The organism is Clostridium bornimense, assembly GCF_000577895.1.
In the GTDB taxonomy this organism is placed as follows: Bacteria; Bacillota; Clostridia; order Clostridiales; family Clostridiaceae; genus Clostridium_AN; species Clostridium_AN bornimense.
Map to the genome: position 1 here is coordinate 2715808 of NZ_HG917868.1, position 12855 is coordinate 2728662.

Genomic DNA, 12855 nt, shown 5'->3' on the forward strand with positions numbered 1-12855 from the left:
GATTAGCTATATTAAATATTTTTATTATTTCACCTGTCTACTTGACAGGGAGCAGTTCATAAATGCAACAGTCCCAAATAATTACTCTTTTTCTTTAGTTCCAACCTTTATTATAGTATCTGAAGGTTTATAATAATCTGTATTAATTTTTTCACTACTTACGACTTGTCCATTAACAATCTTATCTAAATAACCTATAGACTTATATCCTACTGTTCCATTACTTTCTACCTTCTCTTCACCAATTTCTAAAGTATCATCATTTTCTCTTGTAACAGACGGTTGTACAGTTTCAGTAATTTCACCTCTCATCTTATAAGAAACTCCTGAAGTAACCGCTCCTTCATTACTATAAATATTAAATGTTAAAGTACCATTATTAGTATATCCTTCTATGTAAATAGGATAACTTAATGTATTTTTAAACTTATAATCCTGATATCCATAAGCTATCGCTGCATCTGTACTTTTATCAACATAGCTAACAGCCATATTATGAGGATGCCTCTCAGTAGCTCTTATATTTAATTGCATTACTGCATTATATAAAGTAGTAGATACTTGGCATATACCTCCGCCATAATCTTTTTCAAATTTAGTTCCAACAATTACAGTTGCAGGTTGGTAACCTTTATCAGCAGTAGTATCTCCAACAATATTATTAAAAGAAAATTCATCTCCAGGCATAAGCATTATACCATTTAATGTTTTTGCAGCTAAACTAACATTAGTCACTCTTCCAGCATCGCTTGTTCCAAATTTTGTTGTAAATGTACTAACTTTCTTATTAATCTTTCTTAATTCATCAGCTGTAATTCTTGCATTAGTATTTTCCACTTCTGCAGTAATAGAATAACTATCTCCATCCTTACTTTTGAAAGCTTCTTTAATATCTTCCTTAATTTTTTCCTCATTTACAACTTTTCCAACAATATCATCAGTAATATTGAAATTACCATTACTTAATTTTATAGTTGCATCTTTAGGATCTGTATTAACTTTATCTTTAACCTCTGTTGCAATCCTATTAATTTCTTCATCATTAAGAGCAAATTCTAAATCAAAATTTACTTCTTCTTTTTCCTTAATCATCTTATATTTCGAAAATAATCCTTTATCTTTTCCGTATTGTTCTGCTTTTTCGATTATATCTTGTGAATTCTTTTCTAAAGCATTAACATCTATTTCAAACTCATATTCATTATCTTCTGCTTTAACAATTATTTTCTTCCCACTATATTCTTTTGTAATATTTTCTTCCATAATCTTTAAAGCTTCTTCTTTTGTTTTTCCACCAAGATTTACACCTTCAACAATAACATTAGGATATATTTTATTCTCCCATTTATTAACCTGTGAATTTACAAAAATAACACTACAAGCTCCAATAATTGCAACAGTTGCTATAGGCGCTACTATCCATAGTAACTTTTTATTAAATATATTTTTTATTTTCTCAAAATCTATAAATCCCTTCTTATCCATATATGCTATTCTCCTTCATAATACTCTTCTAGTGTTATTCCTCTTTCATATAATTCAGTTGCTAACTCAACACCTACATATCTAAAATGCCATGGTTCATATAAATATCCTGTGATTTCTTCTTTATCCTTAGGATATCTTAATATAAATCCAAATCTATGTGCATTATCTCTAAGCCATTGTCCTTCTTCAGTAGTATCAAATATATCTTCTAATTTACATCCTATCTTATTACTAGTTATATCTATCGCTAATCCTGTTTCATGTTCAGATGTCCCTGGTGGAGCAACATAATTAATTCCTTCACCTCTAGTAGCCACCTCATCACTATATAAAGTTTCTTGACTATCACTGCTTCTATATCCAGATGAAAGCAATAAAGATAATCCATTAGCTTTACCTTCTACCATCATATTATTTAACGCTTCTGCTGCTTCACTTCTCATCTGTATAGGTTTATTTACTAAATTATAATTAATCTCAACTAAATCTGTTGGTATATATCCATCCTCTAATTTATTCTCTTTATTAACTAATACAAAAATACTATTGCTATCTTTATAATTATACTGATCTAACAACTGTTTCTTTATATCTTCATTATTAGAATTATCTTTATTATTGGTTTTATCACTACTATTTACCTTTTCACTACTTTCCTTTAATTCTTTGCTAGAAGTACTAGGTTTACTAATACTATTTTTCTCCAAAGCTACAACCGTACTAGATCCTGCTAATAACATAAGTGCTAAAAAGATTGTAAATCTCTTTTTATTTTTTACCTTCAGCTTTTTCATAAATTTTTCCTTTCCAAAACAGTTTATCTTTTATTCTTCTCAATATAATAAAAAATACACATCATTAAAATGATATTCTACTCTATCATAACATTTTGTATGTAAATCAACAATATCCCTCATAAATTTTATAAAATCTCATAAATAAAAAAGTTGTAACAAACTTATTAGGCTTATTACAACTTTTTTACTATATTATATTCTACTTTGTATTCGTAGGTTTCATAGTAGGGAATAAAATTACATCTTTTATAGATGATGAATTAGTTAAGAACATAACTAATCTATCAATTCCCATTCCCATTCCTCCAGTAGGTGGCATACCGATTTCTAAAGCTGTTATGAAATCATCATCCATCATGTAAGCTTCATCATCACCCATTTCTCTTTCTCTTAATTGTTGAAGGAATCTTTCCTTTTGTACTATAGGATCATTTAATTCAGAGTATGCATTACATAATTCTCTTCCATAAACAAAGCCTTCAAATCTTTCAGTAAACATTTCATTTCCTCTCTTTTTCTTTGTAAGAGGAGAAATTTCTACTGGATAATCTATTACAAAAGTAGGTTGAATCATTTTTTCTTCAGCAAAAGCTTCATATAATTCATTTAAGATTTCACCCTTAGTGTAATTCTTTAAATCTTTCTTTAGTTCTAAATGCTTTTCCTTAGCTATAGCTTGAGCTTCTTCGTCACTATTTATTGTGTTGAAATCAACACCAGCATATTCTTTAACTGCATCTACCATAGTAATTCTTCTCCAAGGTGGAGCAAAATCTATTTCTGTGCCTTCATAAACTACCTTAGTTGTTCCATGAACCTTTTCTGTTATATAAGCTACCATATTTTCTGTTAATTCCATCATGTCATTATAATCAGAGTACGCTTCATATAACTCTATCATAGTGAATTCAGGATTATGTCTTACTGACATACCTTCATTTCTAAAGTTTCTTCCTATCTCATAAACTTTTTCAAGTCCACCAACTATTAATCTCTTAAGATGTAATTCTGTAGCAATTCTTAAGTACATATCAATATCTAAAGTATTATGATGTGTAATAAATGGTCTTGCAGCTGCACCTCCAGCAATAGATGAAAGAATTGGTGTTTCAACTTCAAGGTATCCTCTATTATCTAAAAACTCTCTCATAGCTTTTATTATTGCAGTTCTCTTAATAAATGTATCCTTTACTTCTGGATTCATTATAAGATCTACATATCTTTGTCTATATCTTAAATCTGTATCTTTTAATCCATGGAATTTTTCTGGTAGCGGTCTTAATGATTTTGTAAGTGCAGTGAATTCCATAACTTTAATAGTAATTTCACCTGTTCTACTTTTAAATACTTCACCTGTTACAGCAATGAAATCTCCTATATCTAAAGTTTTGAATCTCTTAAGTGCTTCTTCACCTACATTATCTAGCTTTACATATAATTGAAGTTTTCCCTCTCTATCATAGATGTCAGAAAATCCAGCTTTACCTTGAACTCTTTTAGACATTAATCTACCAGCAACTGTTACAGTTGTATTTTCTAATTCATCATAATTATCTCTTATTTGTTGAGAATTATGTGTTCTTTCCACTTTATATTGGTCGAATGGATCCATACCCTCTTCTTGTAATTGAGCTAATTTTTTTCTTCTTTCTAATAAAAGTCCATTCAATTTTTCAGTTTCTAATTCTTCATTAAGCTCTTCATTAGCTACTTGCTTTTCATCAGCCATTTAAAAATCCCTCCAAGTTATAAAATTTCTACTATCTCTAAAGATAATTGACCATCTGGAACATCTACAGTCACTTTTTCACCAACTTTTTTACCAATTAAAGCCTTCCCAACCGGTGACTCATGTGAAATCTTAAAGTTCAATGGATCCGCTTCTGCTGAACCAACAATGGTATATAAATCTATTTCATTAAAGTCTAAGTCTTTAATCTTTGCTCTTGAACCAATAGATATTACATCTTTACTAATATCACTTTCATCTACTACTTCAACTTTTTTTAGCATTGCTTCTAATTGTGCAATTTTACCCTCCACAAAAGCTTGCTCATTTTTCGCTTCATCATATTCAGAATTTTCACTTAAATCTCCAAAAGAAAGTGCTACTTTAATTTTTTCTTTAATTTCACTTCTTTTTGTAGTTTTTAAATAATTTAATTCCTCTTCTAATTTTCTTATTCCATTATAAGTCATTACAAATTTTTTTTCTGCGCTCATTTCAGTACTCCCCTTTTCATATTCCCCTACTAATATTCTAATTATTATATGTTCCTGTAACCATTTACGTTATTATAAACTAGCATCATTTCATTGTCAACAATACTGAACTCTTTTTTGGAATTATTAGTCAATTTTTTATATCTATATTATAGACTTTTTATATTCCATTAATACTTTTATTACTTCGTCAGCACTAGTTAATACATTTATTTGATTTTTTATATCTATAGAGTTTTTAAGGCCTTTCAAATACCATGCAATATGCTTTCGCATTTCTCTAACAGCTTTATATTCTCCAAAGTCTTCTATCTCTAATTTAAGATGCTTTATTACAGTATCAATTTTTTCTTCATTTGTAGGACGCCTTACTTCTCTCCCATTTAAGTAATCTCCTACTTCTCTAAAAATGAAAGGATTCCCTTGTGCTCCTCTACCTATCATTATTGCATCACAGTTAGTCTCTTGAAATAATCTAAGTGCACTGTCAAAACTATTTACATCTCCATTACCAACTACAGGTATATCAACTGCCTCTTTTACTTGTTTTATAATATTCCAATTAGCAGTTCCAGAATACATTTGTTCTCTAGTTCTACCATGGATAGTTATGCACTTAGCTCCGGCTTCCTCTAAAACTTTACCAAATTCAACTGCATTTATACTATTACTATCAAATCCTATACGATATTTCACTGTAACAGGTTTTGATGTTGCTTTACTTACTTCTCTGACTATTTCTGCTGCTAACTCAGGCTCTTTTAATAATGCTGAACCTTCTCCATTTTTTACAACTTTAGGTGCTGGGCATCCCATATTAATATCTATAGCAAAAAATCTATCATCACTATCAAATCTTTCAGCTGCTTTTGCCATTATATATGAATCTCTTCCAAAAATTTGTACTGCTGCTGGTTTCTCTTCATTTGTTAACTTTAAAAGCGCTTCTGTATTTTCTGACCCATAATATAGTCCTTTTGCACTAATTAATTCTGTGGTAACCATACCACATCCTTGTTCTACACAAATCCTCCTAAAAGCAGAATCTGTAACACCTGCCATTGGTGCTAAGAAAACCTTATTTTCAAAAGTAAGATTTCCTATTTTCATATAATTAACCTCTATTCTTTTCGTATATTATTCTTAATCCCTCTAATGTAAGAAATCTGTTTACTTCATCTACATTTTTTGTTTCTTGACTTATCAATGTCGCTAATCCGCCTGTAGCAACTACAAAAGGTTCTTCTTCCCCTAATTTAGTAAGCTCAGCCTTCATTAAATCAACAATATATTCCACTTGACCTATATATCCATAAATAATACCACATTGCATAGCAGATGTTGTATTTTTACCGATAATATTATTGGGTTTTATAAGTTCTATCCTTGGTAATTTTGCAGCTCTCGCAGTAAGTGCATTAGCACTTATCTTAATTCCTGGTGCTATAGCTCCGCCTAAATAATCCCCATTCTTTTTAACAGCACAAAAAGTAGTTGCTGTTCCAAAATCTATGATTATTATCGATCTCTTGTAAATTTCATGAGCTGCCACAGCATTTACAATTCTATCTGCACCAACTTCTTTAGGATTATCATACTTTATATTTATCCCTGTCTTTATTCCCGGTCCTACTACTATAGGGTCTTTTTTTAAATATTTCTTTATCATGTTCTCCAACGAATACATTATATTAGGAACTACAGATGAGATTATAACACCTTCTATCTCTTCTATAGAAATTCCACTATGTTCAAAAAGATGCATAACTTGAATCCCATATTCATCTGCACTTCTCTGATCATCAGTTGATAATCTCCATTCATTAATTAACTCTTTATCTCTATATATTCCTAATACAATATTTGTATTCCCAACGTCTAATACAAATATCATACCCTTCTCCTTCAAACTATAATAAATCGAAATAACTTTCATTTATTAAAATAGTATATCCATTTTATCAAATGAAATATCATAAACGCAAGTTATACATTTCATTTATTATTTTACTTATATTTATTTCCTAGGCAATATATGCACAAATAATATTAATGGGACTGTTGCACAATAAATTAAATTAACTTTTGTACTACAGTCTCATTGTTTATAATTAATAACAAAAAGTTAAAATTTTTTAAAATAATCCAACAATCTTTCCGTCTTCATCAATATCCATTATGTTAGCTGCTGGTTTTTTAGGCAATCCAGGCATTGTCATTATATTACCTGTTAATACAACTATAAATCCAGCTCCATTAGATACTCTTACTTCTTTCACTGTAATTTCAAAGTTTTCAGGTCTTCCTAATAATGATGGATTATCTGAAAAAGAATATTGTGTTTTAGCTACACATATTGGCATTTTATCAAGTCCGAATTTTTCTAACTCTCTTATTGCTTTCATTGCATCTGCAGTAAAGTTAACTTTACTACCACCATATATCTCTTTACAAATTATGTTCATCTTCTCTTCAATAGAAAGATTCTCATCATATAGATAATGGAATTCTTCTTTATTATTATCTATTTCTTTAATAACTTTTTCTGCTAAGTCTATTCCACCTTCTCCACCTTTTGCCCATACATCAGTAAGTGAAACTTCAACACCTATTTTTTCACAATAATTCTTTAATAATTCTACTTCTGCATCTGTATCACTTAAGAATCTATTTATTGCAACTACTGCAGGTAGTCCATATTTTCTGACATTCTCAACATGTCCTCTTAAGTTCTCCATTCCTTTTTCTAATGCTTCTAAATTTTCTTCACCTAATGCATCTTTGGCAACACCACCATGATGTTTTAATGCTCTAATAGTTGCGACTATAACTACGCAGCTTGGTTTTAAGTTTCCAGATCTACATTTAATGTCTAAGAATTTCTCTGCACCAAGATCTGCACCAAACCCTGCTTCTGTAACAGCATAATCTCCAAGAGCTAATGCCATTTTAGTAGCAATAATGGAATTACATCCATGTGCTATATTGGCAAATGGTCCTCCATGTATAATAGCTGGAGTATTTTCTAAAGTTTGCACTAAATTAGGCTTAACGGCATCTTTCATAAGTAACGCCATTGCTCCTTGAACACCTAATTCTCTACAATACACTGGTTCTCCAGAATAATTATATCCAATTACTATGTTACCCATCTTTTCTTTTAATTCACTTAAACTATTAGATAAACAAAGTATTGCCATAATTTCTGATGCAACAGTAATCATAAATCCATCCTGTCTCATTACCCCATTTACTTTGCTTCCTAAGCCTATAACTATCTCTCTAAGTGATCTATCATTCATATCCATAACTCTTTTGAATATTATTCTCTTAGGATCAATTCCTAATGAATTTCCTTGATGTATGTGATTATCTATTGCTGCTGCTAAAAGATTATTTGTACTAGTTATAGCATGCATATCTCCAGTAAAATGTAAATTTATATCTTCCATTGGAACTACTTGAGCATATCCACCACCAGCAGCTCCACCTTTAATACCAAATACTGGTCCTAAAGAAGGTTCTCTTAATGCAATAACTGCTTTTTTATTTAATTTACATAATGCTTGTCCTAAACCAACTGTTACTGTTGATTTTCCTTCACCTGCTGGAGTAGGATTTATTGCTGTTACTAAGATTAGTTTACCTTGTTTTTTATCTTTATTCTTTTTTAATATATCCAAAGATAATTTACATTTATATTTTCCATATAAATCCACATCATCTTCTTCTACCCCCAATTTTTTTGCGATATTCATGATAGGTTCCATCTTAGCCTCTTGTGCTATAACTATGTCACTTTTCATCTTTTACACCCCTTATAATTAAAGTTATTTTATAGTAACCTTTTTTCAGTTAATTAACAAAAACATTATATCATATAATATTAAAATTTATATAATTTACATTAATTTTATCAATATATGTCTTTACTTTTATTAATGTTAGTTAAGAAATAATGAATTTTCAACTAATTCACAAAGCACAATTATGGATGAAATTCCTGCGAAATTTCTTAAAATTTGAATGTTTAACTTTGTGTTATAAAATGGATTAGTTTTCTCAAGTTAGTTGTAATTGATACAAAACTATTACGGGGGCTAATGAATGTCGTACCTTCTGTAGCTTAGACTAAAATTTTTAAATTTATAATAAGTACAAAACAACACTTAAGTGTAATAGCTTCATATATTGACTAAACACCTATATATCCCCATAACAAAAGTTGCATTTTCATATAGCTCAAATAAAATTTCCTCACTTATAGTAAATATAACAACACTTTGCTTGTCCTCAGGACTTATAATATTTTCCCCACAGGGAAAATTAACCTATATTGTGAATTAAAAAAAGAGGCTTTCGCCTACAAATTTTCATTTGTTATTGCGACAGCCTCTTTTATTATAAATCTTTCTTTTCAAAGTCTTCTAAAGTCATTTCTTTGTCATTTTCTTCTTTAACTTCAGTACTTATATCTTCAGATTCTTTCTTTTTCTCTGATATCTCTTCTACTGAAGATCCATCTGGATACTTACCAGTTGAAATTAATGATTCAAATTCATCTGCTTCTAATTTTTCTTTCTCTAAAAGTGCTTTTGCTACTAAATGAAGTTTATCCATATTTTCTATCAGAATTGTTTCTGATCTATTATAAGCTTCTGTAATAAACATCTTAATTTCTTCGTCTATTTCAGCTGCAACTTCTTCAGAATAATTCTTGCTTCTTCCAAAATCTCTTCCTAAGAATACTTCACCTTGCTCATCTCCAAAAGCTATAGTTCCAAGCTTATCACTCATACCATATTTCATAACCATTGATCTAGCGATATTAGTAGCTCTTTCTATATCATTACTAGCTCCAGTAGATATATCTCCTAAGATTAATTTTTCTGCAACTCTACCACCAAGTAAAGAAACCATTTCATCTTTTAAGCCTTCTTTAGACATGTAACTTCTATCTTCTTCTGGAAGATGCATAGTATACCCTCCAGCAGAACCTCTTGGAATTATACTTATTTGATGTACAGGGTCAGCGTTTGGTAAATTTCTCATTACAATAGCATGACCTGCCTCATGATATGCAGTAAGTTTTCTATCCTTTTCACTTATAACCCTAGATTTCTTTTCAGGCCCTGCAATAACTCTAGTAATTGCTTCTTCTAATTCTTCCATAGTTATTGTAGATTTTCTAGCTCTAACTGAAAGAATTGATGCCTCATTCATAAGATTTTCAAGATCTGCTCCTGTAAAACCTGGAGTTCTCTTTGCTAAAGTTTTTAAGTTAACATCTTCTGCTAAAGGCTTATTCTTAGAATGCACCTTTAATATTTCTTCTCTTCCTTTAGCATCAGGTGCACCAACTAGAATTTGTCTATCAAATCTACCTGGTCTCAAAATAGCTTTATCTAAGATATCAGGTCTATTTGTAGCAGCGATAACAATTATATCTTCATGAATTCCAAAACCATCCATTTCAACTAATAATTGATTTAATGTTTGCTCTCTTTCATCATGACCGCCACCAAGTCCAGCACCTCTTTGTCTCGCAACTGCATCTATCTCATCTATGAAAATTATACATGGTGAATTCTTCTTAGCAGTTTCAAATAAGTCTCTAACTCTAGATGCACCAACACCAACAAACATTTCGACAAAATCAGATCCTGATATTGAGAAAAATGCTACGCCGGCTTCTCCTGCTACAGCTTTTGCTAACAATGTTTTACCTGTACCTGGAGGTCCAACTAAAAGTACTCCTTTTGGAATTCTTGCCCCCATATCCCTATACTTTTTAGGATATTTTAAGAAGTCTACAACTTCTTCTAATTCAGCTTTTTCTTCATCTTCACCTGCTACATCTTTAAATGTGACCTTCTTGTCGTTAGTAGCTTTTTGTGCCTTACTTTTTCCAAAGCTCATGACACCTCTACCACCGCCACCTTGAGACTGATTCATAAACATAACCATCATCATTACAGTAAATATTATTAATATACCTGTCGGTAAAAACTGTACCCATACTGGTATCGTAGTAGGCTCTTTATATTTTTGTGTTACTGTATCATTAGCATTATCTTTAAGAAAATCATCTAATCTTGTACTAGCTATTGATGTACTGTATCTATTATTATCATTTGCTACAATCTCTACAGTGGAAATTCTTCCATCAGAGTTTACTTCTATACTTTTAATTTGATTGTTTTTCCACATTGTTTCAAATTTGTCTGCTGTTATTGATGTTAAAGCTTTTGAATTTTGAAATAACATCATTGATGTAATAACAACAGCAATGATTAAAAATAACCAGGCCGTTAATCCATAAGTAGATTTTTTCACGTAAGGCCCCCCTCTCATTATAGTTATATTAAATTTTAACATAGTAGCATATTCGTTACAATTAAGTTTTTTTAACTATTTGTAAATTTCTTCTTTTAAAACTCCTATATAAGGTAAATTTCTATATTTTTCAGCATAATCTAAACCATATCCTACAACAAATTTATCTGGTACTTCATATCCTATGTATTTTGCATCAACCTTAACCTTATTTCTTTCTGGCTTTGTTAACAGTGCTGCAATTTCAATATTTTTAGGACCTCTATTTTTTAAATAATCAACTAAATAACTAAGAGTAATTCCACTATCAATAATATCTTCTACTATTATTATATTTTTATCCTTGATTTCAAAATCTAAATCTTTGAGAATTCTTACAACTCCAGTGCTAGACGTTCCATTTCCATAACTGGATACAGCCATAAAGTCCATTGTAACCGGTATTGTTATTTCTCTCATAAGATCTGCCATGAAAGGAACTGATCCTTTTAAGATTCCTATTAAGAACACCGATTCACCTTCATAATCCTTCGATATTCTTTGCCCAAGTTCTTTTACCTTTTCTTTTATGCTATCTTCGCTTATTAAAATTTCTTTTACATCATTATTCACTGCAATTACCTCTCTTAACTTGTATAATTAATATACGTTTTGTTTCTTCTGTTATTTTAAATTTCTCACTAATTCTTAACCCTACTATCCAAGCTATTTCATTGTTAAATAATATTAATGGTATCTTGTTTCTCTTACTCTTATCTATTTTTTCATTTATAAATAAGTCCTTTAACTTTTTTCTTCCCTTCATTCCTAAAGGCGTAAAAAAATCCCCATCTCTTCTATTTCTAATTGTCACCTTTTTAATTTTATCATAATCAAAGTATTTTATTAAATAATTATTTGAAAATTTATTTATATTTTTCTTATCAGTGACTTCACAATCTACTGTTATATCTAACTCCTCTATATAAGTACTACCACTTAAATTTATATCTTTCTCAAAATTAATAAATTCATCGGCTTCATTATATAACTGTATAACTATATCACCATAATTGTTAATAACCTTAATTTTTCTTGGCAAAATTAATTCTTTTCCCGTTTCACCACTTTGAATTAATATTATTTCATCAATATGCTTTTTTTCTATTTCCTTTATATTACCTAATAACTCCTTCATAACATTTCTAACTAGTCTGGATAAAATAGCTTTATGAAGTAAAAATGCCTCTTTATCAATTATTATTTTTTCTCCAAGATTTTTTGTATACTTCTTATATGATATATAGCTTTGTTCTTCTAAATAATCATTATCTATTGTAAAACTATCTATTGTTCTCATGATAGTATTTACTATATCCTTATTAAAATTTTCCGATATGTACGGCAACACATCTAATCGTATCTTATTCCTACTATATATATTCTCTAAATTAGTTGCATCTAATCTCGTCTCTATGTTCATTTCTTCACAAAATCTCTCAATAGATCCTCTATCTATATCTATAAGTGGTCTTATAATATTATCTCTAACAGCATCTATCCCTCTTAAGCCATAGATTCCACTTCCTCTAAACAATCTCATCATAAAAGTTTCTACTTGATCATTTGCATTATGAGCTACAGCTACTTTATTGCAATTTTCTTTTACAGAAATTTCTCTAAAAAAATCATATCTTATTTCTCTTCCTGCAACTTCTGTAGATACACCTTTCTCCCTGGCGTATTTATCGGCATCTACTCTACATGTCTTTACAGGAATTTTTAGCTTATCTCCCAAACTCTTTACATACTCTTCATCACCATCAGATTCTTCATTCCTTAACATATGATTTACATGTGCTATTACTAAAGAAATACTTAACTCATCTTTTAGCATATTCAATACATGTAACAACGTCACTGAATCTGGACCTCCAGATACCGCTACAAGGATTCTATCTCCTTTTTCTATCATATTGTATTTTCTTATAGTTTCTTTAACTTTATGTAATAAAAACTTCATACTACTTTA

General features: G+C 29.9%; 10 protein-coding genes. All 10 read right to left on the reverse strand.

The features are described 5' to 3' along the window. Window positions 1–81: 81 nt before the first annotated feature. The 10 genes from CM240_RS12370 to tilS all read right to left on the reverse strand — a co-directional run bounded on the left by CM240_RS12370 (window position 82) and on the right by tilS (window position 12846). On the reverse strand, window positions 82–1485 hold the full coding sequence (locus CM240_RS12370; RefSeq protein WP_051483827.1) for a VanW family protein: 1404 nt from the start codon (window positions 1483–1485) through the stop codon (window positions 82–84). A 5-nt stretch (window positions 1486–1490) separates the two neighbouring features. Continuing rightward, window positions 1491–2282 carry a M15 family metallopeptidase gene (locus tag CM240_RS12375; RefSeq protein WP_044039427.1) on the reverse strand — a complete coding sequence of 264 codons (792 nt, stop codon included), beginning with the start codon at window positions 2280–2282 and terminating at the stop codon, window positions 1491–1493. Between the two features lie 202 nt (window positions 2283–2484). After that, window positions 2485–4014 (reverse strand): lysine--tRNA ligase, encoded by a 1530-nt coding sequence (gene lysS, locus CM240_RS12380; protein WP_044039428.1) that lies wholly within the window; start codon window positions 4012–4014, stop codon window positions 2485–2487. A 17-nt stretch (window positions 4015–4031) separates the two neighbouring features. After that, a complete protein-coding gene (greA, locus tag CM240_RS12385; RefSeq protein ID WP_044039429.1) occupies window positions 4032–4508 on the reverse strand; it encodes a transcription elongation factor GreA in 477 nt (158 codons plus the stop codon). Between the two features lie 144 nt (window positions 4509–4652). Continuing rightward, window positions 4653–5618 (reverse strand): tRNA dihydrouridine synthase DusB, encoded by a 966-nt coding sequence (dusB, locus tag CM240_RS12390; protein ID WP_044039430.1) that lies wholly within the window; start codon window positions 5616–5618, stop codon window positions 4653–4655. Window positions 5619–5622: 4 nt separating this feature from the next. Continuing rightward, on the reverse strand, window positions 5623–6402 hold the full coding sequence (locus CM240_RS12395) for a type III pantothenate kinase (RefSeq protein ID WP_044039431.1): 780 nt from the start codon (window positions 6400–6402) through the stop codon (window positions 5623–5625). Between the two features lie 241 nt (window positions 6403–6643). Further along, window positions 6644–8314: a formate--tetrahydrofolate ligase gene (locus tag CM240_RS12400; RefSeq protein ID WP_044039432.1), complete on the reverse strand. Its 1671-nt coding sequence runs from the start codon at window positions 8312–8314 to the stop codon at window positions 6644–6646. A 595-nt stretch (window positions 8315–8909) separates the two neighbouring features. Continuing rightward, window positions 8910–10862 (reverse strand): ATP-dependent zinc metalloprotease FtsH, encoded by a 1953-nt coding sequence (gene ftsH, locus CM240_RS12405; protein ID WP_051483854.1) that lies wholly within the window; start codon window positions 10860–10862, stop codon window positions 8910–8912. Window positions 10863–10919: 57 nt separating this feature from the next. Then, window positions 10920–11456, reverse strand: a complete 537-nt coding sequence (hpt, locus tag CM240_RS12410) for a hypoxanthine phosphoribosyltransferase (protein WP_044039434.1) — start codon at window positions 11454–11456, stop codon at window positions 10920–10922. Beyond that, on the reverse strand, window positions 11449–12846 hold the full coding sequence (gene tilS, locus CM240_RS12415; RefSeq protein WP_044039436.1) for a tRNA lysidine(34) synthetase TilS: 1398 nt from the start codon (window positions 12844–12846) through the stop codon (window positions 11449–11451). The genes hpt and tilS overlap by 8 nt, the downstream gene beginning before the upstream one ends. Window positions 12847–12855 lie beyond the last annotated feature (9 nt).

Coding starts and splice junctions, on each gene's coding strand:
- CM240_RS12375 (WP_044039427.1), bottom strand. CDS start 2,282: ATGAAAAAGCTGAAGGTAAAAAATAAAAAGAGATTTACAATCTTTTTA.
- CM240_RS12395 (WP_044039431.1), bottom strand. CDS start 6,402: ATGATATTTGTATTAGACGTTGGGAATACAAATATTGTATTAGGAATA.
- greA (WP_044039429.1), bottom strand. CDS start 4,508: ATGAGCGCAGAAAAAAAATTTGTAATGACTTATAATGGAATAAGAAAA.
- lysS (WP_044039428.1), bottom strand. CDS start 4,014: ATGGCTGATGAAAAGCAAGTAGCTAATGAAGAGCTTAATGAAGAATTA.
- dusB (WP_044039430.1), bottom strand. CDS start 5,618: ATGAAAATAGGAAATCTTACTTTTGAAAATAAGGTTTTCTTAGCACCA.
- CM240_RS12370 (WP_051483827.1), bottom strand. CDS start 1,485: ATGGATAAGAAGGGATTTATAGATTTTGAGAAAATAAAAAATATATTT.
- tilS (WP_044039436.1), bottom strand. CDS start 12,846: ATGAAGTTTTTATTACATAAAGTTAAAGAAACTATAAGAAAATACAAT.
- CM240_RS12400 (WP_044039432.1), bottom strand. CDS start 8,314: ATGAAAAGTGACATAGTTATAGCACAAGAGGCTAAGATGGAACCTATC.
- ftsH (WP_051483854.1), bottom strand. CDS start 10,862: ATGAGAGGGGGGCCTTACGTGAAAAAATCTACTTATGGATTAACGGCC.